This is a genomic window from Streptomyces sp. NPDC048612, from assembly GCF_043199295.1.
Lineage (GTDB): Bacteria > Actinomycetota > Actinomycetes > Streptomycetales > Streptomycetaceae > Streptomyces.
The window spans coordinates 224580-245034 of sequence record NZ_JBICVV010000007.1; the positions used below are offsets into that span (position 1 = coordinate 224580).

Consider the following 20455-nt stretch of genomic DNA (forward strand, 5'->3'; position numbering starts at 1 on the left):
TCGATTAGGGCAGGCTCATCCGGCCGTGTGGTCGACAGCACCATGCTTCTCGGTGAGGTCGCGCAGCGCGCGGGCGTCCCGGATGGCCTGGTCCCGGGCGATGCCGGGCTGGATGCCCATGGCGGGCAGGCTGGTGCCGTCGGCGAGGTCGAGGTGGACCCAGGGGTCGCCGGCCCGGAGGTTGACGCGTACGACCTGCGCCCAGGCCAGTTCGCGCCGGGTGGTGAGGTTGACCACCGTGACGCCCTCCTGGCTCGCGACCACCTTCGGGCGGGCGAGGAGCAGGAGGACGGCCAGCACCAGCAGTCCGGTGAGGACGAAGCTCAGCCGCTCGCCGCCGCTCAGCTTCGGCAGCGCCAGCGCGATCGCCGTGAGGGCGGCGAGCTGGGCGAGGCCCACGGAGTACAGGACGACCCGGGTGCGGGTCGGCCGGAAGGTCACCGGCAGGCTGGGCAGGGGCGCGGACACGTCGTCGGTCTTCCGTGAAGGGTGTGGCAGGGGGTACGGGGAGCTGGCGGGTCAGAGCCGGCAGGCGTGGATGCCGGTGGTCAGGATCGCGCGGGCGCCGAGGTCGTAGAGCTCGTCCATGATGCGCTGGGCGTCCTGGGACGGGACCATCGAGCGGACCGCGACCCAGCCCTCGTGGTGCAGCGGGGAGACGGTCGGCGACTCCAGGCCGGGGGTGAGGCCGACGGCCTTCTCGACGTGCTCGACCCGGATGTCGTAGTCCATCATCACGTACCGACGGGCCACCAGGACGCCCTGCATCCGGCGCAGGAACTGGCGTACCTTCGGGTCGTCGTCCGGCGCGCCGGTGCCGCGGATGACGACGGCCTCGGACTTGAGGATCGGCTCGCCGATGATCTCCAGGCCGGCGTTGCGCAGGGTGGTGCCGGTCTCCACGACGTCCGCGATGATCTCGGCGACGCCGAGCTGGATGGCGGTCTCCACCGCGCCGTCGAGGTGGACGACGGAGGCGTCCACGCCGTTGTCGGCGAGGTGCTGCCGGACCAGGCCGGAGAACGAGGTGGCGATCGTCATGCCGCCGAACTCGCTGACGTCCTTGGCGGTACCCGGGCGGGTGGCGTAGCGGAAGGTCGAGCCGGCGAAGCCGAGCTGGAGGATCTCCTCGGCCGGCGAGCCGGAGTCCAGCAGCAGGTCACGGCCGGTGATGCCGATGTCGAGCTTGCCGGAGCCCACGTACACCGCGATGTCGCGGGGGCGCAGGAAGAAGAACTCGACCTCGTTCTCGGCGTCGACCAGGACCAGTTCCCTGCGGTCCTTGCGCTGGCGGTAGCCGGCCTCATGGAGCATCGCCGACGCAGGCTCGGACAGTGAACCCTTGTTGGGGACAGCGATGCGCAGCATGAGAGCGGATTCCTTTGCAGCTGAGAGGTGTTGGTGGTGCGGTGGGGTGGATCAGAGGTGGGCGTAGACGTCGTCGAGGGAGATGCCCTTGGCGACCATCATGACCTGGAGGTGGTAGAGGAGCTGGGAGATCTCCTCGGCGGCGGCCTCGTCGGACTCGTACTCGGCGGCCATCCAGACCTCGGCGGCCTCCTCGACGACCTTCTTGCCGATCGTATGGACACCGGCCTGCACCAGCTCGGCGGTGCGGGAGGTGGCGGGGTCGCCGGTGGCGGCCTTCTGCTGGAGCTCGGAGAACAGCTCCTCGAACGTCTTCTTGGACATGATGGTGACCACCCTACGCGGTCGGCCCCCGCTCCTAGCGCCAGGGCTCGGACACGGTCCGCAGCGTCGCGGCGGTGGCGACCGCGGCGGTCACCGCCTCGTGGCCCTTGTCCTCGACGGACCCTTCCAGGCCCGCCCGGTCCAGGGCCTGCTGCTCGGTGTCGCAGGTCAGCACGCCGAAGCCGACCGGTACGCCGGTGTCCACCGCGACCTGGGTCAGGCCTTGGGTGACGCCCTGGCAGACGTAGTCGAAGTGCGGCGTGCCGCCCCTGATGACCACGCCGAGGGCGACCACCGCGTCATAGCCGCGGCCGGCCAGGACCTTGGCGACGACCGGCAGCTCGAAGGTGCCCGGCACGCGCAGCAGGGTCGGCTCGTCGATGCCCAGCTCGGTGAGGGCGCGCAGCGCGCCGTCCACGAGGCCGTCCATGACCTGCTGGTGCCACTGCGCGGCGATGACGGCCACCCGCAGGTCGCCACAGTTCTTCACGGTCAGTTCGGGTGCGCCCTTGCCGCTCACGGTTCTCCTCGTTCGGGTGATGGTGCGGTTGGTGGTGACGTGGTGGTGGTGACGTGCTGCCGGGGTGCTACTGGTTGTCGCAGGTGGTGGGGCGGTCGGGCTCCAGCCAGGGGAGGTCGTGGCCCATCCGGTCGCGCTTGGTGCGCAGGTACCGCAGGTTGTGCTCGCCGGCCTGGACGGGCATCGGCTCCCGGCCGGAGACCCGCAGGCCGTGCCGCAGCAGGGCGGCGGTCTTCTCGGGGTTGTTGGTCATCAGGCGCAGGGAGCACACCCCGAGGTCCTGGAGCATCTGCGCGCCCGCCGCGTAGTCGCGGGAGTCGGCGGGCAGTCCCAGTTCGAGGTTGGCGTCGAGGGTGTCGCGGCCGCGCTCCTGGAGTTCGTAGGCGCGCAGCTTGGACAGCAGGCCGATGCCGCGTCCCTCGTGGCCGCGGAGGTAGATCACCACACCGCGTCCGGCCTCGGCGATCTGCCGCAGCGACGCCTCCAGCTGGGGGCCGCAGTCGCAGCGCAGGGAGTGGAAGATATCGCCGGTCAGGCACTCGGAGTGGACCCTGACCAGGACGTCCTCGCCGTCGCCCAGCTCGCCGGCGACCAGTGCGATGTGCTCGACGCCGTCGACGGTGGAGCGGTAGCCGTAGGCGGTGAACTCGCCGTGCGCGGTGGGCAGCCGGGTCTCGGCCTCGCGGCGGACGGTGGGCTCGGACGACTGCCGGTAGGCGATCAGGTCCTCGATGGAGATGATCGACAGGCCGTGCTTACGGGCGAACGGCACCAGCTCCGGCAGCCGCAGCATCGTGCCGTCCTCACCGGCGATCTCCACGATGGCGGCGGCCGGGCGCAGTCCGGCCAGCCGGGCGAGGTCGACGCCGGCCTCGGTGTGGCCGTTGCGGACCAGCACCCCGCCGGGCCGGGCGCGCAGCGGGAAGATGTGGCCGGGCCGGACGAAGTCACCGGCGGCCGACTCCCCGGAGGCGAGCAGGCGGAGGGTGGTGGCGCGGTCGGCGGCGGAGATGCCGGTGGTCACGCCGTGCGCGGCGGTGGCGTCGACGGAGACCGTGAAGGCGGTCCGCATCGACTCGGTGTTGTGCTCGACCATCTGCGGGAGTTCCAGCCGGTCCAGCTCCGGGCCCTCCATGGGGGCGCAGATCAGCCCGCGGCACTCGCTCATCATGAACGCGACGATCTCGGGGGTGGCCTTCTCCGCGGCGACGACGAGGTCGCCCTCGTTCTCGCGGTTCTCGTCGTCGACGACGACCACCGGGCGGCCCGCGGCGATATCGGCGATGGCCTGCTCGACGGGGTCGAGCGCCAGTGCCGCGGCGTCCTCGTCGTACCAGCTCTGCAGTGCGGTCATGCCGCTGCTCCTTCCAGGACGGGGCGGGCGGCCGCACGCGAGCGCAGCCACCAGTCGCGCAGGCCCCACACGACGAGGGCGAGATAGACGACGTAGACGAGGCCGGAGAAGGCGAGCCCGCTGCTGAAGGCGAGCGGGACGCCGACGATGTCGACCAGCAGCCAGGCCAGCCAGAACTCGACCAGACCGCGGGCCTGGGCGACCATCGCGGCGAGCGTGCCGACGAAGATGTAGGCGTCCGGCCAGGGGTTCCAGGACAGCTGCGGGACCAGGGTGAACAAGGTGCCGACGGCCGCGGTGCCCAGGGCGGTGCCGCCGAGCAGCACACCGCGCTCGCGCCAGCCGGCGAAGCGTACGGCGATGGAGCCGTCCTGGGCCTGCTGCCGGCCGCGCTGCCACTGCCGCCAGCCCCACAACGCCACGCCGATGACGAGGAGTTGCTTGCCTACGCCGCCGCTGAGGTGGGCGGAGGCGTAGGCGGCGACAAGGACGACGCCGGAGAGGAACTGGGCGGGCCAGGTCCAGATCGAGCGCCGCCAGCCGAGTGCCAGGGCGGCCAGGCCGATGGTGTTGCCGATCATGTCCGACCAGATGACGTGCTGCCCGAGGGCCGTGAAGGCCTCGCCGTTCAGCGTGTCGAGGACGCTCACCGGTCCATCTCCTTGATCTCGTCGAGGTCTCCGCGGTCGTCGGAGCCCCGCCCGAGCAGCCGCTCGACGTACTTGGCGAGGACGTCGACCTCCAGGTTGACGGGGGCCCCGGCCTTCTTGATGCCGAGCGTGGTCAGGGCGAGGGTGGTGGGGATGAGGCTGATGGTGAAGTAGTCGTCCGCCGCGTCGACGACGGTGAGGCTGACGCCGTCGACGGTGATGGAGCCCTTCTCCACGACGTAGCGGGACAGCGCGGCGGGCAGCGCGACCTTGACGATCTCCCAGTGTTCGCCGGGGGTGCGTTCGAGGATCGTGCCGGTGCCGTCGACATGGCCCTGGACGAGGTGCCCGCCGAGCCGCCCGCCGAGCGCCATCGGGCGCTCCAGGTTGACGCGTGAGCCGGCGGCCAGCGCGCCGAGGCTGGAGCGCTTCAGGGTCTCGGCCATCACGTCGGCGGTGAACTCACCGTCGGCGGTGTCCACGACGGTCAGACAGACACCGTTGACGGCGATCGAGTCGCCGTGCTTGGCGTCCTCGGTGACGACGGGGCCGCGGAGCCGGAACCGGGAGCTGTCGCCGAGGTCCTCGACGGCGGCGACCTCACCCAGTTCTTCGACGATTCCGGTGAACACGTCAGTTCTCCTCGTTCAGGGCGTGGCGGATGGGGGTGGCGGTGATGCGCAGGTCGGGTCCGAGCCGTTCGGTGTCGGTCACGTCGAGCCGCAACGCCTGGGCGATGGTGGTGATTCCGGCGTCGCCGACGGCGGCCGGCCCGGCGCCGAGCAGGACCGGCGCGAGATAGCCGACGACCTTGTCGACGGCCTGCGCGGCCAGGAAGGCACCGGCGAGCGTGGGGCCCCCTTCGAGGAGCACGGAACGGACGTCCCGCTCGTAGAGGGCCTGGAGCAGCGCGGGGAGGTGCAGGCCGCGCCCGTCGGCGGCGCGCGGCAGCCGGACGAGCGGGGCGAGGCCTTCGAGGTGGCTCGCGTCGGCGTCCTCGGCGACCGCGATGAGGGTCGGCGCGGTGCCGTCCAGGACGCGGGCGCCGGCCTTCACGGCGGTGGCCCCGGAGTCGACGACGACCCGCAGCGGCTGGCTGATCGCGTCGTCGGACAGACCGGCGATCCGGGCGCCGAGCTGCGGGTCGTCGGCGCGGGCCGTGCCGGAGCCGACGATCACGGCGTCGGCGGCGGCCCGCAGCCGGTGCACGTCGGCGCGCGACTGGGGCGAGCTGATCCACCGGCTGGTGCCGTCGGCGGCGGCGATCCGGCCGTCGAGGGTCGCGGCGTACTTCCACAGCACGAAGGGGCGGCGGCGCAGTACCGACGTCAGCCAGGCCTCGTTGCCGGCCGCGGCCTCGTCGGCGAGCAGCCCGCCTTCGACGTCGATCCCGGCCGCGGCCAGGGTGACGGCGCCGCCGGTCGCGGTCGGGTTGGGGTCGGAGACGGCGTAGACGACGCGGGAGACCCCGGCGTCGATCAGCGCCTGGGCGCAGGGGCCGGTGCGGCCGGTGTGGTTGCAGGGTTCGAGGGTGACCAGTGCGGTGCCGCCGCGGGCCCGTTCGCCCGCGGCACGCAGGGCATGGACCTCGGCGTGCGGCCCGCCGGCCCGCTGGTGCCAGCCCTCGCCCGCCGTGCGGCCCGCGGAGTCCAGGACGACACAGCCGACCACGGGGTTGGGGCTGGTGTGCCCGAGCCCGCGCGCGGCGAGCTCGATGGCTCGGCGCATCGCCGCGATCTCGACGGGGGCTGCGGTGGCCACCGGGTCCTCCTGCCTCTCAGGGCACGGACTCCGGGGCTGTCGATGACGACAGAAGCGGAAACGACGCCACGGGAACACCGCGGCCGGACATACACGGACCGCCCGGGAAAATACCCGGACGCGCCGCCGACGGCGGTGTACCGAAGCTCGCCCGCCGCGCACTGCCTCCCATCCGGACTTTCACCGTCGGTGCAGGAATTTCACCTGCTCAACCGGCCGCTGGCTGCGGACGGGTCGCGGACTGTTACCGCCGGTTCGGAATTACACCGACCCCGGAGTGCGCTGCTGCTCTTATGTCAGTACAGCTTCAGTCTGCCACGCCGCGTCGTCGCCCATGCGGGCGAAGCCCTGTGGGCTCCCTCACAGCCCCCGGCGCGCCGCCCGTGTCACAGACGGCGCGCGTGAGGCGTCATAGCGAGGACATACCCGTTCCTCCACCTCGCAAGGACTGATCCACGATGGCGACAATTCTGGTGACCGGCGGCACCGGCACACTCGGGCGCCCCCTGGTGCACCGGCTGCTCGACGACGGCCACGACGTCCGGTCACTGAGCCGGCGGCCGCACACCGGCACGGAGCGGCTCCGGCCCCGGTCGTACGCCGTCGATCTGCGCGACGGCACGGGGCTGCCGGAGGCGCTGGCGGGCGTGGACGCGCTCGTGCACTGCGCCAGCTCGCCGGCCGGCGGCGACACGGAGGCGGCCGGGCGGCTCGTCCAGGCGGCGAAGGCGGCGGGCGTCTTGCACCTGGTGTACATCTCGATCGTCGGGGTGGACCGGGTCCCGCTCCGCTACTACCGGACCAAACTCGCGGTGGAGCGGCTGATCGAGGACTCCGGCATCGGCTGGACGGTGCTGCGCACGACGCAGTTCCACCATCTGGTGCTCCAGATCATCAAGGCGGGCGCCCGTTCACCGGTACTGCCGGTGCCGACCGGGGTACGGGTGCAGCCGGTCGAGGTGACCGAAGTCGCCGCCCGCCTCGCCGAGTTGGCGGCCGGCCCGCCGGCCGGCCGGGTCCCCGACATGGGCGGCCCCGAGGTACTGACCGCCCACGACCTCGTACGGACCACCCTGGAGGCCGGCGGCCGGCACCGGCTGCTGCTGCCCGTGCGGCTGCCGGGCGCCACCGCCGCCGCGCTGCGCCGCGGCGGGAACCTGACCCCCGAACACGCGCAGGGACGGCGGACTTATGGGGAGTTCCTGGCGGAGAGGGTGGGCGGGTGAGGGCTGTTCCTTGAGGGTGACGACCGGTGCATGGGTGAGGGGCCGGCGCGCGCTCCTTTGGCGTCGGGAATACCCGCCCGCCTCCTGCACGTTGTGGCCCGCAAGGGGGACCCGCACCCCCTACGGGATCTGTTCCCACCCCCCTGAAGGGTCACCCCCTCAGGCCCGGGCCGACGCCCCCGGCCCCACCGCCCCGAACAGCTCGTTCTGTGCGGCGTCCCGGGCGGCGAGCACCGCGCCGAGCAGTACCGCCCGTCCGCCGACCGTCCCCGCGCGTACGTCGGTGCGCAGTGGGGAGAGCCGGGCCAGATGGGCGGCGACCCGGTCGGCGAGTTCGGCCCCGCCGCCGCAGCCGATCTCACCGCCGAGGACGACACACCCGGGATCGAGTACGGCGCACACGGCCGCCACGCCGAGGGCGATCCGTGCGGCCAGTGCGTCGAGGAAGGCGGCACCGGCGTCCCCGGCGGCCACGGCGGCGCGGACCAGGGACTCGGCCGGCGGGACGTCGGTGGGGGCCTCGGCGGAGGACCGGTCAGGGGCCGCCTCGGCGGAGGGCCCGCCAGGGGCCGCCTCGGTGTCGGACGAGGGCCAATTCGCCCCGCTCGCCCCGCTTCTCACCCCGTTCGGGCCGGCGGCCTCGTCTTCGCCGGACGGTCGGTCCCGTCCCTCTGCCACGGCGGCGGACGGCACCCCGTGTTCCGCCGCGAGGGCGCAGATCGCGGCGGAGCCGGCCAGTGCGTGGAAGCCGCCGTCGCAGCCGGTCGCGGAGGGCAGCGCGCCGGTGCCGGGGACCGGCAGGAAGCCGATCTCGCCGGTGCCGCCCGAGGCGCCGCGCCGCAGTCTGCCGTCCAGGACCACGGCGGCGCCGGTGCCATGGCCGAGCCAGAGCAGGACGAAGGTGTCCCGGTCGCGGGCCGCGCCGCCGCGCTGCTCCGCGATGGCGGCGAGGTTGACCTCGTTCTCCAGCAGGACGGGGACGCCCGTCCGCGCACGCAGCGCGCCGACCAGTCCGTCGTGCCACGGCGACATCCAGTCGGCGGCGCCGAGCCGTCCCGTGGCGGGGTCGACCAGGCCGGGGGCGCCGACGGCGATGGTGTGCGGCGGGTGTGCGCCCGCGGCGGCGAGCGCCGTGTCGACGGCGGCGAGCGCGGTGGTGACGGCCGTATCGGGGGCGGCCTCCGGGCCGATGGGGACGGTGTGTTCGGCGCGCACCCGGCCGAGGAGGTCGGCGACGGCGACGGTGACGCTGTGCGTCCGCAGGTCGAGGCCGACGAGATGGGCCCGGTCGGCGACGATCCCGTAGAGCCGGGCATTGGGCCCGCGCCGCTGCGCGCCGCTCTCGCCGACCACGGCGATCAGCCCGGCCTGCTGGAGGCGCTCGACGAGGTCCGCCACGGTCGGCCGGGACAGACCGGTCAGCGACTTGAGCTGCCCTGCCGTCAACGGGCCCTCGGACTGCAGCAGTTGGAGGGCCAGGCGGTCGTTGATCAGCCGGGCGGTGGCCGGGGAGGCGGTGCGGCGGGCCGCTGCCGCGCGCGGTGGATGCATGGCGGGATTCTGCCATCCGGCCGGGCCAACGCCCTTATTATCAGGCAGGGTTCCTGATAATTTACCGCCCATGGCTGGCAACGACGGCGCCGCTCCGCCTCTCCCCCACCACACCGGGCTGCGCCGCGCGCGGTGGTCCATTGCCGCGGTGTTCCTCCTCCACGGCTCGGTCACCGGCAACTTCGCCACCCGCATCCCGTGGATTCAGGACCACACCGCCCTCTCACCTGGCCAACTCGGTCTGGCACTCGCCTTCCCGGCGATCGGCGCATCCCTGGCGATGCCGCTGGCCGGCCGGATCAGCCACCGCCTCGGCGCCCGCACCGCGCTCCGCGGGCTGCTCGCGCTCTGGACCCTGTCGCTGGTCCTGCCCGCCCTCTCCCCCGGTCTGTTCGCGCTGGCCGCGGCGTTGCTGGCGTACGGCGCGGCCTCCGGGATGTCGGACGTCGCGATGAACGCGCTCGGCGTGGAGACCGAGGACCGGCTCGGCAAACCGATCATGTCGGGGCTGCACGGCATGTGGAGTGCGGGCGCCCTGCTCGGCTCGGCGGCCGGCACCGTCGCCGCGCACTCCGGGTGGGACGCCCGGCTCCATCTGGCCGGTGCCGCGCTCGTGCTGACACTGCTCGGCGCGCTCGCCTGCCGGGGTGTGCTGGACCTGCGGAGGACCCCCGACGAGCATCCGCCGCCGCGCTTCGCCCTGCCGCCGAGATCGGCGCTGGTCATCGGGGCGATCGGGTTCTGCGCGGTGTTCGCCGAGGGCGCCGGCCTGGACTGGTCGGCGGTCTACCTCCGCGACGAACTGGGCACCGACGCGGGCCTGGCGGCCGCCTCGACCACCGCTTTCGCCTGCACGATGACGCTCGCGCGACTGGCCGGGGACCGGGTGGTGGCCCGCTTCGGCGCGGTGCGCACGGTGCGGGCCGGCGGGGTGCTGGCGGCGGCCGGCGGGCTGCTGATCGTCACGGCGCGGCATCCGGCCATGGCGCTGGGCGGGTTCGGGCTGATGGGCCTCGGCATCGCGGTGGTGGTCCCGCTGGCCTTCGCGGCCGCCGGGCGCAGCGGCCCCGCCCCCAGCCAGGCGATCGCGGGCGTCGCCACGATCACGTACACCTCCGGCCTCATCGCGCCGTCCGCGATCGGCGGCCTCGCCCAGGCGACCTCACTGCCGGTGTCGTTCATGCTGGTCACGGCGCTGGCGTGCGGGCTGGTGGTGGGCGCGCGGGTGCTGCGGGTACCGAGCCGTACGGCGTCGGGCGGCGCTCCCGCGGTGACGGGAGATCTGGAACGGTCCTGAGCGCGGCGGCCGAGGGGGTGGCGGCGCCCCAGGCAACGCCCGCCCGCGCCCCGGCACCCCGCCAACGTCCGCCCCCGCCCCGGCGCCTCAGGCCGCGTCCGCCTCCGTGCCCTCGTCCGGAGTCTCCGGCCGGAGCAGCCGGTCGGCTATGGCGCGGGCGCGGTCGGACCACGGGGTGGGGCGCAGTGTCTGTGCGTCGATGCGGACGAGCACCCGGTGTCCCTGGGCGTAGGTCTCGGCGCCGTCGGCCGAGCAGAGCCGGAAGCCGTACGTGAGGCCGGTGCGGCCGAGGCGTTCGACCCACAGGTGCGCCGCGTAGTGGCCGGGCCGGGTGACCGGGCGCTCGTAGGAGACGCGCATCTCCTTGATGACGTTGCACATGTCGCCCGCGGTGGCCCAGTCGCCGTCGAAGCCGAAGCCCTGCTCGTGCCAGTACTCCGCCCAGGCGCGCTCGGCGAGCAGCGGGTAGCGGGAGTTGTGGAGCATGCCGAGCGCGTCGAGGTCGTCGAAGTGGACGGTGACGGGCACCAGCGAGCCGTACGGGACGGTGGTGGCCTGCAGGGGTTCGACGCTCACGGGGTGTGCTCCTGGGTTTCTCGCGCTCAACGGCGCGGTAGGGGCGGAGGGTGCTGTTGCGAGGGGTGGGGCCCGTACGAGGAGCCCGGGCCATGGTAAGCGGCTGCTTAGGGTGCGGTGGACGCCGGGATGCCGGCGGCGGGTGCGCCTCGCCCCGGCTCCGGAGGCAGGCGTCCCTGCCAGGCTCCGTCACGGCGGGCTAGCCTCACCCCATGGGCACGGACCTCACCGTCCTGGCGTCGGCTGGGCGCACCTCGCGGGTGGGGCTCATCGGGCTCCCCCTCTGAACCGGCGTCGGAACGCGCCGCGGGGCGACATCCTGGCCGGGTTCCCCGCCCCCAGGGAGACTTGGACGGCACCTGGCGGCCGTCACGGCTGACGGCCCCTCACGCGCGAGCGCGTCGCCCGAAGCCCGGCCGCCCGGGTCGCTTCTCGCAGTGGACAGTGGACAACGGACAGCGGACAACGGACAACGGACAGTGGACAACGGGACGGAAGGGTGAACATGGCGAACAGTGCGCTCCTCGTGATGGATGTCCAGGAGGACATCGTGGAGATCGCTGACGACGGGTCCGGGTATCTGCCGCGCCTGCGGGGCGCGATCGACGGTGCTCGGGCGGCGGGAATCCCGGTGATCTACGTGGTCATCGGCCTGCGGCCGGGCCACACGGACGTCAGCCCCCGCAACCGGGTACTCAGCGCCATCGTGCAGGCCGGTCTCTTCACCGAAGGCGCTCCCGGTACGGAGATCCACCACGACGTCACGCCCCGGCAGGGCGACATCGTGGTCACCAAGAGGCGGGCCAGCGCGTTCTCGGGCAGCGATCTCGACGTGGTGCTCAGGGCGCGCGGCATCGACAGCCTCGTGCTCACCGGCATCGCGACCAGTGGCGTGGTGCTGCACACCCTGTGCCAGGCCAACGACCAGGACTTCGGTCTCACGGTCCTGGCGGACGCCTGCCTCGACACCGACCCGGAGGCTCACCGGTTCCTCACCGAGCGGATGTTCCCGCAGTGGGCGGATGTCGTCACGGTCGAGGAGTGGGTCGGGACCCTCGCGCCGTAGGAAGGGGAGAGCGCCCGGCCCCGCGCCGCCCGGCCGCGCCCCGCCCCGCGCCGCCCCTCAAAATATTGCGTCGAACGCGGAGTTGATCCCTGAGAGGGTCGTGGGCGTCCCGTATGCACCGCGAAAGGAACGCCCATGCCTCGTGCCGTCTCGTTGATTCGCTCCGCGTCGCTGTCCGATGTCGCGGAGTACGCCTACGCGGCCACGGCGCCGGCCGAGGCGCGGCTGATATTCCTCGCGGGTTCCTGTCCGCTGAACGAGGACGGCTCCACCGCGGCGGTCGGGGACGTCGCGGGGCAGGCCGCCAAGGCCGTGGAGAACATGCGGACCGCGCTGGCGGACGCCGGTGCCTCACTGCACGACGTCATCAGCACCCGCGTCCTCGTCGCCTCCAGCCGCCAGGAAGACCTGGTGACGGCGTGGGAGGTGGTCCGGGACGCGTTCGGTGAGCACGATGTGCCGAGCACGTTGATGGGTGTCACGGTGCTCGGCTACAACGACCAGCTCGTGGAGATCGAAGCCGTCGCCGCGGTGCTCGACTCCTGAGCCGGCACGGTCATCTCACGGCCGACGGGTGACTCTGCCGTCGCCCCCGCGCCGTCCCGGCGGTCCCGCCCGCTCGCGAACCACCGCCCCCGGCCCAGCAGATGCGCCCCTCTCGGGGTGGTGGGACGGTGGTGGGACAGCTCGTACAGCTCGGAGGTATCGCCGTGACCGAGAAGTACCGAGAAGGCACCCGGGAGAGCACCCTCACCGTGCCGCCCGTGGCACTCTGCGGAGACCCGAAGGACATCGACGAATTCCTCTGGCACATGGCCCTGGACTGCAAGGAGCGGCAGATCAACGCGTTCTGGCTGGTGTCCAGAGGAGTCAAGGGATATCTGCTGGTGGCCACCGACCGCATCAAGGGGATCGAGTGCCCGGACCTCGTGTCGGGCGCGTACGCCGGCAACAATTACTGGCAGGTCGCCGAGGAGCGGGCGGGCTACTGGTTCGGGCAGCAGAAGTGGGGTGTGGTGGGGCTGGGGGTCAATGCGGCCCACCACCGTTCGCACGAGCAGTTGCACATTCATATGTCCGCGGTCCGCCAAGGGGTGAAACCCATGCTCGACATGGCGTACCAGTCGGGCAGGATCGCGAAGGACTGGAAGAACTGGCCCACGTACCTGAACACGGTCACCGGCGAGGACATGAGCGGAAATCCGCAGCCCCGGACCTATCGCGTGGTCCACACGGACAGCTTCAAGACCCTCAATCTCTTCAAGGCCCTCTACGACAATGTCGTGGTCACCCGCAATGAGTCCATGGGCGACCAGACAATGATCGTCATCGAGGCGGGAAACGGCCCGGCCGACGGGTATTACGTCCTCAACAGCTGGGACGGCCTTCCCCATCCCGCCACCACTCCCCAGGGAATCGGGGTCTGCGACAGTCTCCTCATCTGCAAGTGAGTTCGTTTGCAGGCGAGTTCACTTGCGGGTGAGTTCACTTGCAGGTGGGAGAAGGGAAAAGCCATCCCGTCGGCGTGCGCGGTTTCGCGAGCGCGTCAGTCGTCCCCGTCGGTGGGCTTGCTGTATTCGCCGGTCCCAGCGTCGAGGAGGGGCGTGCCGGGCCGGGCCGCTGCCTTGGAGAGCCAGCGCAGGGCGTGGTAGCCGGTGAGCACGGTGAGCGTGCCGAGCGCGATACCGCTCAGTTCGAAGTTCTCGCTGAACTTCAGTGAGACGCCGCCGATGGCGATGATGATTCCGGCCGCGGCGGGAATGAGGTTCAGCGGGACCGAGAAATCCACCTTGTTCCGCACCCAGATCTGGGCTCCGAGCAGGCCGATCATGCCGTACAGGATGACGGTGATACCGCCCAGCACCCCGCCGGGGATCGCCGCCACCACCGCGCCGAATTTCGGGCACAGTCCGAAGAGCAGGGCGAAGCCGGCCGCCGCCCAGTAGGCCGCGGTGGAGTAGACCCTGGTGGCGGCCATGACGCCGATGTTCTCGGCGTAGGTCGTGGTGGCGGGGCCGCCCACCGCGGTGGACAGGACCGTTGCCGTGCCGTCGGCGACGATCGCCACGCCCATCCTGTCGTCCAGGGGGTCACCGGTCATCGCGCCGACCGCCTTGATATGTCCGGCGTTCTCCGCGATCAGCGCGACCAGGACCGGCAGCGCGACGAGGATCGCGGAGGTGGAGAAGTTCGGTGCGTGAAAGGTGGGAACGCCGATCCAGTCGGCCTTTTCGACACCGGAGAAGTCGATGCGCCAGTGGTCGGTGACCTTGCCCGCGCCGTTGACGGAATGAATCCGTCCCGCCGTGCGGTCGAGAATCCAGGACAGCGCATAGCCGAAGACCAGGCCCAGGAAAATGGCGATCCGCGACCAAAACCCCCGGAGCACGACGAGCGCGAGCCCGGTGAACAGCATCGTCGCCAGCGCCGTCCACTGGTCCTGGGGCCAGTACGTGGACGCCGTCACGGGCGCGAGGTTGAAGCCGATCAGCATCACGACCGCGCCGGTCACCGTCGGCGGCAGCACCGCGTGGATCACCCGCGCCCCGACGACGTGAATGGCGACGCCGCAGCCCGCCAGGCAGGCGCCCACCACGAGCATCGCGCCCGTCAGGGTGCCGGCGTCTCCCCCCTGACCGGCGATGACGACGGACACCCCCACGAAGGAGAGTGAGGAGCCCAGGTAGCTGGGGATGCGTCCGCGGGTCATCAGCAGGAACAGGGCGGTGGCGACACCGGACGCCATCAGGGCGAGGCTGGGGTCCAGGCCCATGAGGACGGGGGCGACGAAGCAGGCACCGATCATCGACACCACATGCTGGGCGCCGAGCGCGACCGTCCGCCCCCAGGTCAGGCGCTCCCCGGGCCGGACCACCTCGCCGGGCTTCAGATGGCGCCCGTCGCCATGCAGTTTCCATCCGAAACCGGCCATGATCACTCTCCACTCCGCGACGCCCTGCACGTCACAGAGCCGAGGTGATTCATAGTCGAACGAATGCTTCTGGACAAACTGACGCCGAGAGGTATTCGAGTGGCGGGCGGTACGCGCGTCTCCGTGGACTCCGCGCGAGCGGGATCGCCGGGTTCCGGCTTCCGGCTTCCGGTTCCGGCTTCCGAATCTCCGATTCCGGGTCCCGGGTCCGGGCCATCGCCCCCGCGCCCCTCCCACCGCTTGCGCACGCGTCACAAGCGGGCGCGCCGCCCATTACCCCGATCCGGTCATCGGGGCCACACAAACCTCACTATCCGCATTACCGCTGTCACGCTGAGTGGATGACGACGACTCAGGAACACGGCGGTCCCGGCCGTACGGGCCCGGCCGGGGGAGCCGCGCCCCGCCCGCCGACCGGAGCGGGAGGCGCGGCCGGCCCGTATGTGGCGGAGGTGCTGGCGCGGATGCGGGCGCTGGCGGCGGGGCTACCGGCCGAGGACGGGGTGGCGGTGTTCAACGGCGTCTACCTCGCGGTCACGGAGGCGGTGGCGCGGCGTATCGGGGACGGTACGTTCCAGGACCCGGCGGCCGCCGGTGAGCTGGACGTCCGTTTCGCGCGGCGCTACTTCGCGGCGGTGGACGCCGCGGCCGCCGGGCTGCGGCCACCGGCCTGCTGGCGGCCGCTCTTCCAGCTCCGCCGCCACCCGGGGGTACGTCCGCTCCAGTTCGCGCTGGCCGGGATCAACGCCCACATCGGCCACGATCTGGCGCTGGCCGTACTGGACACCTGCCGGGCGCTGGAGTGTGAACCCGCCGCGCTGGAGCAGGACTTCGAGCGGGTCGGCGGGGTGCTGACGAGCCTGGAGGAGCGCATCCGTGAGCTGCTGATGCCCGGCCCCGATGTGCTGGACGTCGCCGATCCGCTGACGCATCTGATCGGGTCGTGGAGCCTGGACAAGGTCAGGGACGGCGCCTGGGTGGCGGCCAGGGCGCTGTGGGGCGTACGCCGGCTGCCGGAGGTGGCGGAGGAGCTGACCGACCGGCTGGACGCCGGGGTGGGCCTGGTCGGGCGGATACTGCTGACTCCACTGCCCGGCTGATCCCGCCCTCCCGTACGGCCGCCACGGCGCCGCACTCCCCCGGAACTCCCTTGCTCCGGCGTTACGTTGACGAAGGGGCAGAGGCGAAGGAGGAGCAAGGTGGCCATTCGGCTCGGGCTGGGCCTGCCGCAGTTGCCGCAGCTGCGGGAACTGGCCGCCGAACGGGGCCGCACGAAGCCGGTGCAGACCGTGCTGCAGGTGAACGCACAGCCCACCGCCGCCCCGTACGAGGGCCGGGACCGCCGCCCCTTCCAGGGCAGCGTCGAGCAGGTCGTGGCGGATCTGGCCGCGCATGCCGCGGTCGGCCCGGAGGAGATCCTCCTCGGTCTCCAGGGCCGGGCCCGGGACGCCGAGGAACTCAAGGACCTCGCGGCGGAGGTGTACACGGCGGCGCGGGCGGCCGGAATCTAGGTGTGTTGTCCCGGCACGTTGGTGACAGGTGACACGCCCTGGTTGGTGCTTGAACGAGGTGAGGGCCTTCTGGCTCGGTGGGGATTGCGACATCTACCGCCGAGTGCAGGAGGCCCTCGTGATCCACCGTAACGCCCCGCTGACGCCGACCGGCAGGCTGCGTCTGGCCCGGTGCGTCGTCGACGACGGCTGGCCCTTGCGCCGGGCCGCGGAACGGTTCCAGGTCAGCCACACCACCGCCGCCCGATGGGCCGGCCGCTACCAGCGCCTGGGACACGCAGGCATGGAAGACCGTCCCAGCAGGCCCCACCACCAGCCTCGCCGCACGTCCGCAGCGGTGGAGGGCGAGATCATTCGCCTGCGACGCGAGCACCGGATCGGCCCGCTGCGACTGTCCACCCGTGCAGGCGTCGCCGCCTCCACCGCCCACCGCATCCTCAAGCGCCACGGCCTGCCACCGCTGGCCACCTGCGACCGGGCCACCGGTGAGCCCGTCCGCCGCTACGAACGTGCCCGGCCCGGCGAACTGGTCCACATCGACGTCAAGAAACTCGGCCGTATCCCCGACGGCGGAGGTCACAAAGTCCTCGGCCGGGCCGCCGGCCGCAAGAACCGCACCGGCGTCGGACTCGCCTACCTCCACACCGCTCTGGACGACCACACTCGCCTCGCCTACACCGAAGACCTCCCCGACGAGAAAGCAGGCACCTGCGCAGGCTTCCTGACCCGCGCCACCGCGTGGTTCGCCGCACAGAACATCACCGTCGAACGCGTCCTGACCGACAACGCCTGGGCCTACACCAAGAACACCTGGCGCCGGACCTGCCGCGACCTGGGCATCCAACCCCGCTGGACACGGCCCTGGCGACCCCAGACCAACGGCAAGGTCGAACGCTTCCACCGCACCCTGCCCGACGAATGGGCCTACCACCAGCCCTACACCTCAGACGCCGAACGACAAGCAGCGTTCCCCGACTGGCTGGACTGGTACAACTACCACCGACCCCACACCGGAATCAGCGGCCACACCCCAGCCAGCCGCGTCACCAACCTCTCCGAACAACACATCTAGGGCCTCCCGTTCGGCTCAAGGCAGGGGCGGGTGCGGCGGGTATGTCCAGGGTGGCAATCTGGGGCGATGCAGCCCTGGAGCCCATGCGTTGAGAACGATCTGCGGCGTCTGCTCAATGAGTGGGACCCGATCGGCGTCGCCGGCGAGGTGCAGGACGAGTACGACTGCATGCTCGCCCCCATGCTCCGGCGGCTTTGTGGCGGTGCCGACGAGACCGAGATCGGCGAGTTCCTGCAGCACGAGCTGGAGGAGCACTTCGGTCTCGACCCACTCGGCGCGCGACCGGAAGCCATGGCTACCCGAGTGATCGCCTGGTGGACAGCTGTGGGAAGGGCCGAGGGCGGCAGGGCGTAGCCGCTCCTTCCGGGCCACGTTTCCCGCCGCGCGCGGCAACAACGGTACGGCTACCACTACCGCACCACGGGCCGAGCCCGGGGGCGGGATGGTGGTTCACCTCCCGAGGTCAGCCACCCTGATCCGCCTACCCGCCAACAGCCCTCAGTCCTCAGTCCTCAGTCCTCAGTCCTCCGGCAGTTCGACCGGGGCTATCTCGTCGTACACATCGCCCGGACCCGGGTTGGTGGTGTCCGTCGACCCGCCGAAGTGGTGCATCACGCCCCACACCGCGTTCAGGGCGGTCTGCACCGCGCCCTCGGCCCAGCCGGCCGTCCAGGAGATGTCGTCGCCGGCGAGGAAGAGGCCGCGCTTGTCCGCGGGCAGGCGGTCCTGCATGAAGTGGGTGAACAGCCGCCGCTGGTAGCGGTAGTGGCCGGGCAGGTTGGCCTTGAACGCGCCCATGAAGTAGGGCTCGTTCTCCCAGGAGACGGTGACCGGGTTGCCGATGATGTGCTTGCGGATGTCGACCTTCGGATAGATCTCGCCGAGCGACTTCAGCATGACCTCCATCCGCTCGTTCACGTCCAGCGGCAGCCACTTGAGGCTGTCGTCGCACCAGGTGTAGGAGAGGCAGATGACGGCGGGCTGGTCCGGACCGTTGTCGAGCAGGTACGTCCCGCGGGTCATCCGGTCGGTCAGCGTCATCGACATGACGTCCCGCCCGGTCTCCTCGTCCTTGTCCAGCCAGAAGGGGCGGTCGACGGGGACGAAGAGCTTGCTGGACTCCATGTAGTGGGTGCGCTCCATCGCCGTCCAGTGGTCGATGGGGAACAGCGAGTCATCGCACGCGATCTTGCTCAGCAGCATCCAGGACTGCGCGGTGAAGACGGCCGCCTCGTAGGTGCGGATGTCGCCGTGGGCGTCGGTGACGGTGATGTGGTTGCCGGCGGTGCGGTGCAGGCGGGTGACCGCGGGCCGGGGGGTGCCGTCGTGCAGCGAGGACAGCGAGGTGCCCGGCGCCCAGTGCACGATCTTCTGCGGCTCGCGCTCCCACAGGCGCAGCGGCAGCTGCTGGCTGCCGCCGACGATGCCGCGGTGGTGGTCGTCGGCCTCGGTGTAGACGACCCGCAGGATCTCCAGGATGGAGTTGGGGAAGTCGGTGTCCCAGCCGCCGGTGCCGAAGCCGACCTGGCCGAAGATCTCGCGGTGCCGGAAGGACTTGAAGGCCGTCGAGTCGCAGAGGTAGCCGTAGAAGGTCTGGTTGTCGAGCTTCTCGACGAGCCGGGACCAGATCTCGCGGATGCGCGGGACGTCGCGCTCGCGGATCGCCTGGTTCATGTCGGAGAAGTCCGCGCCCTCTTCCAGGCAGGCGTTCCAGGCGTCCATGACCTGGTGGTAGACCTCGGGCAGGTCGTCGACGGTACGGGCGTAGTGCGACTCGCCCTTGAGGTCGACGACGGTCGACGGGGTGTCCGCCGCCAGCGGGTTGGGGAACGGCTCGGTCGCGAGGCCCACCAGGTCGATGTAGTGCTGGAGCGCCGTCGAGGACGGCGGGAAGCGCATCGCGCCCATCTCGGCGGTCAGGCCCGCGGCGTCGGCCGGGGTGCCGTCGAAGCCGACCGTCCGCAGCCGGCCGCCTATCTGGTCCGCCTCGTAGACGACGGGCTTGAGGCCCATCTTCATCAGCTCGTAGGCGGTGATGATGCCGGAGAGGCCGCCGCCGATGACCGCGACCTCCTTGCCGTGCTCGGTCGCGGGGACCTGGCCGAGGCCCGCCGGGTGGGCGAGGAAGTCGTCGTAGGCGTACGGGAAGTCCGGGCCGAACATGGTGATCGGCGGCTGGGCATCCGCGTGGTGGGCGGCGGTGGGCACCGTGGACGTCATCGGGGACGGGCTCCTTGCAGACAGGGCACAGCAGGCAGGGCGGCTCGGGCCGGGTGGGCCGCCTGCGGCGGATCGGTGGGGGGTGTGTGGGGTGCGGGGCGGGGTCAGGTCACGTCAGCGGGCCGTACAGCTCGGGCCGGCGGTCGTGCAGATACGGGTTGCCGGCCCGGGACTCCTTGAGGAAGGCGGGGTCGGCCTCGGCCCGGACCAGCTGCTCGGTGCGGCCGGCGCGGGTACGGACCACCCCGTCAGGGCCGGCCAGGCAGCTGAGGCCGACGAACTCGAACTCGCCCTCCGCGCCGACCCGGTTGACGTACGCCACGTACATCTGGTTCTCGAAGGCGCGGACCGGGATGACGGACTCGGCGACGAACTGGAAGGGGTGCATCTGCGCGGTGGGCACCAGCAGCAGATCGGTGCCGGCCAGTGCGTGGGCCCGGACGTTCTCCGGGAACTCCACGTCGTAGCAGATCATCACGCCGATCCGGAGCCCGGCCAGCTCGGCCTGGACGACGGCCCGCTCCCCCGGGGTGAACCACTCGCGCTCGAAGCAGCCGAAGAGGTGGGTCTTGCGGTAGTTGGCGAGGCGCTCGCCCGTGGGGCCGATGAGCTGCGCGGAGTTGTACACCGCGGTGCTGTCGTCCTCGTCCTGCGCGGCGCGCTCGGGGTAGCCGTAGAGCACCGCGATGCCGTGCTCGGCGGCGATCGCGCCCACAGCGCGGGCGCTGTCGCCGTCGGCGGGCTCCGCGAGGCGGTGGACGTCACCGCCGATGGCGTAGCCGGTCAGGAACAGCTCGGGGCAGGCGAGGAGCCCGGCACCGGTCGCCGCGGCCTCGCGGGCGGCGTCCTCGATCACCCGCAGGTTGTGCGCGACATCGCCGGGCCGTCCCGAGCTCTGGAGCAGGGCGGTGTGCAGCGACGTCATGGGACCCCTCGGCGGGACGGTGCGGGCGGACGCATTGACGGTACGGTCCGCCGGTGATCCGGGACAAGGCGCCACCGTTGCGTGCCGAGGAGCGATTCATTG

General features: G+C 71.8%; 22 protein-coding genes and 1 riboswitch. Of the genes, 9 read left to right on the forward strand and 13 right to left on the reverse strand.

Translation table 11 applies throughout. From position 1 onward, the window contains the following. Positions 1-15 precede the first annotated feature (15 nt). From ACGFN2_RS14000 to ribD, 8 genes are all read right to left on the reverse strand, one after another. Positions 16-468 carry a PH domain-containing protein gene (locus tag ACGFN2_RS14000; protein ID WP_362602444.1) on the reverse strand — a complete coding sequence of 151 codons (453 nt, stop codon included), beginning with the start codon at positions 466-468 and terminating at the stop codon, positions 16-18. A 51-nt stretch (positions 469-519) separates the two neighbouring features. Continuing rightward, positions 520-1368 (reverse strand): ATP phosphoribosyltransferase, encoded by an 849-nt coding sequence (hisG, locus tag ACGFN2_RS14005; RefSeq protein ID WP_362602441.1) that lies wholly within the window; start codon positions 1366-1368, stop codon positions 520-522. Positions 1369-1419: 51 nt separating this feature from the next. Continuing rightward, positions 1420-1692 carry a phosphoribosyl-ATP diphosphatase gene (locus tag ACGFN2_RS14010; RefSeq protein WP_086720687.1) on the reverse strand — a complete coding sequence of 91 codons (273 nt, stop codon included), beginning with the start codon at positions 1690-1692 and terminating at the stop codon, positions 1420-1422. Positions 1693-1726: 34 nt separating this feature from the next. After that, a complete protein-coding gene (ribH, locus tag ACGFN2_RS14015) occupies positions 1727-2212 on the reverse strand; it encodes a 6,7-dimethyl-8-ribityllumazine synthase (protein ID WP_362602438.1) in 486 nt (161 codons plus the stop codon). 67 nt (positions 2213-2279) lie between these two features. Beyond that, a complete protein-coding gene (locus ACGFN2_RS14020; protein WP_393360132.1) occupies positions 2280-3566 on the reverse strand; it encodes a bifunctional 3,4-dihydroxy-2-butanone-4-phosphate synthase/GTP cyclohydrolase II in 1287 nt (428 codons plus the stop codon). Next, positions 3563-4216, reverse strand: coding sequence for a nicotinamide mononucleotide transporter family protein (locus ACGFN2_RS14025; RefSeq protein ID WP_362602432.1), 654 nt, complete (start codon positions 4214-4216; stop codon positions 3563-3565). The genes ACGFN2_RS14020 and ACGFN2_RS14025 overlap by 4 nt, the downstream gene beginning before the upstream one ends. Next, positions 4213-4848, reverse strand: a complete 636-nt coding sequence (locus ACGFN2_RS14030) for a riboflavin synthase (RefSeq protein WP_393360134.1) — start codon at positions 4846-4848, stop codon at positions 4213-4215. Before ACGFN2_RS14030 ends, ACGFN2_RS14025 begins: the two co-directional genes overlap by 4 nt. A 1-nt stretch (position 4849) precedes the next feature. Beyond that, the gene (ribD, locus tag ACGFN2_RS14035; RefSeq protein WP_393360136.1) at positions 4850-5977 is read right to left on the reverse strand and encodes a bifunctional diaminohydroxyphosphoribosylaminopyrimidine deaminase/5-amino-6-(5-phosphoribosylamino)uracil reductase RibD; all 1128 of its coding nucleotides are present in this window, start codon (positions 5975-5977) and stop codon (positions 4850-4852) included. 154 nt (positions 5978-6131) lie between these two features. Next, positions 6132-6262: riboswitch (FMN riboswitch) on the reverse strand. 173 nt (positions 6263-6435) lie between these two features. On the opposite strand from ribD, the gene ACGFN2_RS14040 reads away from it, so the two are divergent. Further along, a complete protein-coding gene (locus tag ACGFN2_RS14040; protein WP_362602424.1) occupies positions 6436-7203 on the forward strand; it encodes an NAD(P)H-binding protein in 768 nt (255 codons plus the stop codon). A gap of 159 nt (positions 7204-7362) precedes the next feature. Here the strand turns inward: ACGFN2_RS14040 and ACGFN2_RS14045 are convergent, their stop codons facing one another. Further along, positions 7363-8754, reverse strand: coding sequence for an ROK family transcriptional regulator (locus ACGFN2_RS14045; protein WP_393360138.1), 1392 nt, complete (start codon positions 8752-8754; stop codon positions 7363-7365). A 70-nt stretch (positions 8755-8824) separates the two neighbouring features. On the opposite strand from ACGFN2_RS14045, the gene ACGFN2_RS14050 reads away from it, so the two are divergent. Beyond that, positions 8825-10051, forward strand: coding sequence for an MFS transporter (locus tag ACGFN2_RS14050; protein ID WP_393360140.1), 1227 nt, complete (start codon positions 8825-8827; stop codon positions 10049-10051). 87 nt (positions 10052-10138) lie between these two features. Here ACGFN2_RS14050 and ACGFN2_RS14055 read toward each other — a convergent pair whose 3' ends face one another. Further along, complete coding sequence (locus tag ACGFN2_RS14055; RefSeq protein ID WP_362602415.1) at positions 10139-10627, reverse strand: thioesterase family protein; 489 nt, start codon at positions 10625-10627, stop codon at positions 10139-10141. 505 nt (positions 10628-11132) lie between these two features. Between ACGFN2_RS14055 and ACGFN2_RS14060 the strand changes: the two genes are divergently transcribed. From ACGFN2_RS14060 to ACGFN2_RS14070, 3 genes are all read left to right on the forward strand, one after another. Next, positions 11133-11693 (forward strand): isochorismatase family cysteine hydrolase, encoded by a 561-nt coding sequence (locus ACGFN2_RS14060; protein ID WP_362602412.1) that lies wholly within the window; start codon positions 11133-11135, stop codon positions 11691-11693. A gap of 135 nt (positions 11694-11828) precedes the next feature. Next, positions 11829-12239 (forward strand): Rid family hydrolase, encoded by a 411-nt coding sequence (locus ACGFN2_RS14065; RefSeq protein WP_362602410.1) that lies wholly within the window; start codon positions 11829-11831, stop codon positions 12237-12239. Positions 12240-12370: 131 nt separating this feature from the next. Continuing rightward, positions 12371-13144, forward strand: coding sequence for a CDP-diacylglycerol diphosphatase (locus ACGFN2_RS14070; RefSeq protein ID WP_393360143.1), 774 nt, complete (start codon positions 12371-12373; stop codon positions 13142-13144). A 95-nt stretch (positions 13145-13239) separates the two neighbouring features. Here ACGFN2_RS14070 and ACGFN2_RS14075 read toward each other — a convergent pair whose 3' ends face one another. Then, positions 13240-14625 (reverse strand): uracil-xanthine permease family protein, encoded by a 1386-nt coding sequence (locus tag ACGFN2_RS14075; protein WP_393360145.1) that lies wholly within the window; start codon positions 14623-14625, stop codon positions 13240-13242. Positions 14626-14966: 341 nt separating this feature from the next. Here ACGFN2_RS14075 and ACGFN2_RS14080 point away from each other — a divergent pair, with 341 nt between their 5' ends. From ACGFN2_RS14080 to ACGFN2_RS14095, 4 genes are all read left to right on the forward strand, one after another. Beyond that, on the forward strand, positions 14967-15725 hold the full coding sequence (locus ACGFN2_RS14080) for a DUF5995 family protein (protein WP_393360147.1): 759 nt from the start codon (positions 14967-14969) through the stop codon (positions 15723-15725). Positions 15726-15824: 99 nt separating this feature from the next. Further along, entirely contained in the window at positions 15825-16136 is a 312-nt protein-coding gene (locus tag ACGFN2_RS14085) for a hypothetical protein (protein ID WP_393360148.1), read from the forward strand. A 118-nt stretch (positions 16137-16254) separates the two neighbouring features. Further along, on the forward strand, positions 16255-17208 hold the full coding sequence (locus tag ACGFN2_RS14090) for an IS481 family transposase (protein WP_393360149.1): 954 nt from the start codon (positions 16255-16257) through the stop codon (positions 17206-17208). Positions 17209-17274: 66 nt separating this feature from the next. Then, positions 17275-17562 (forward strand): hypothetical protein, encoded by a 288-nt coding sequence (locus ACGFN2_RS14095; RefSeq protein ID WP_393360151.1) that lies wholly within the window; start codon positions 17275-17277, stop codon positions 17560-17562. Between the two features lie 165 nt (positions 17563-17727). On the opposite strand, the gene ACGFN2_RS14100 is transcribed toward ACGFN2_RS14095, so the two are convergent. Further along, on the reverse strand, positions 17728-19428 hold the full coding sequence (locus ACGFN2_RS14100) for a flavin monoamine oxidase family protein (protein ID WP_393360153.1): 1701 nt from the start codon (positions 19426-19428) through the stop codon (positions 17728-17730). 109 nt (positions 19429-19537) lie between these two features. Continuing rightward, entirely contained in the window at positions 19538-20353 is an 816-nt protein-coding gene (locus ACGFN2_RS14105) for a carbon-nitrogen hydrolase family protein (RefSeq protein WP_393360155.1), read from the reverse strand. Positions 20354-20455: the final 102 nt, after the last annotated feature.

What these genes read in the sequence shown, in the direction of transcription:
- hisG (WP_362602441.1), bottom strand. Translation starts at nt 1,368, where the DNA reads ATGCTGCGCATCGCTGTCCCCAACAAGGGTTCACTGTCCGAGCCTGCG.
- ACGFN2_RS14010 (WP_086720687.1), bottom strand. Translation starts at nt 1,692, where the DNA reads ATGTCCAAGAAGACGTTCGAGGAGCTGTTCTCCGAGCTCCAGCAGAAG.
- ACGFN2_RS14020 (WP_393360132.1), bottom strand. Translation starts at nt 3,566, where the DNA reads ATGACCGCACTGCAGAGCTGGTACGACGAGGACGCCGCGGCACTGGCG.
- ACGFN2_RS14040 (WP_362602424.1), top strand. Translation starts at nt 6,436, where the DNA reads ATGGCGACAATTCTGGTGACCGGCGGCACCGGCACACTCGGGCGCCCC.
- ACGFN2_RS14045 (WP_393360138.1), bottom strand. Translation starts at nt 8,754, where the DNA reads ATGCATCCACCGCGCGCGGCAGCGGCCCGCCGCACCGCCTCCCCGGCC.
- ACGFN2_RS14050 (WP_393360140.1), top strand. Translation starts at nt 8,825, where the DNA reads ATGGCTGGCAACGACGGCGCCGCTCCGCCTCTCCCCCACCACACCGGG.
- ACGFN2_RS14060 (WP_362602412.1), top strand. Translation starts at nt 11,133, where the DNA reads ATGGCGAACAGTGCGCTCCTCGTGATGGATGTCCAGGAGGACATCGTG.
- ACGFN2_RS14065 (WP_362602410.1), top strand. Translation starts at nt 11,829, where the DNA reads ATGCCTCGTGCCGTCTCGTTGATTCGCTCCGCGTCGCTGTCCGATGTC.
- ACGFN2_RS14075 (WP_393360145.1), bottom strand. Translation starts at nt 14,625, where the DNA reads ATGGCCGGTTTCGGATGGAAACTGCATGGCGACGGGCGCCATCTGAAG.
- ACGFN2_RS14080 (WP_393360147.1), top strand. Translation starts at nt 14,967, where the DNA reads ATGACGACGACTCAGGAACACGGCGGTCCCGGCCGTACGGGCCCGGCC.
- ACGFN2_RS14095 (WP_393360151.1), top strand. Translation starts at nt 17,275, where the DNA reads ATGCAGCCCTGGAGCCCATGCGTTGAGAACGATCTGCGGCGTCTGCTC.
- ACGFN2_RS14100 (WP_393360153.1), bottom strand. Translation starts at nt 19,428, where the DNA reads ATGACGTCCACGGTGCCCACCGCCGCCCACCACGCGGATGCCCAGCCG.
- ACGFN2_RS14105 (WP_393360155.1), bottom strand. Translation starts at nt 20,353, where the DNA reads ATGACGTCGCTGCACACCGCCCTGCTCCAGAGCTCGGGACGGCCCGGC.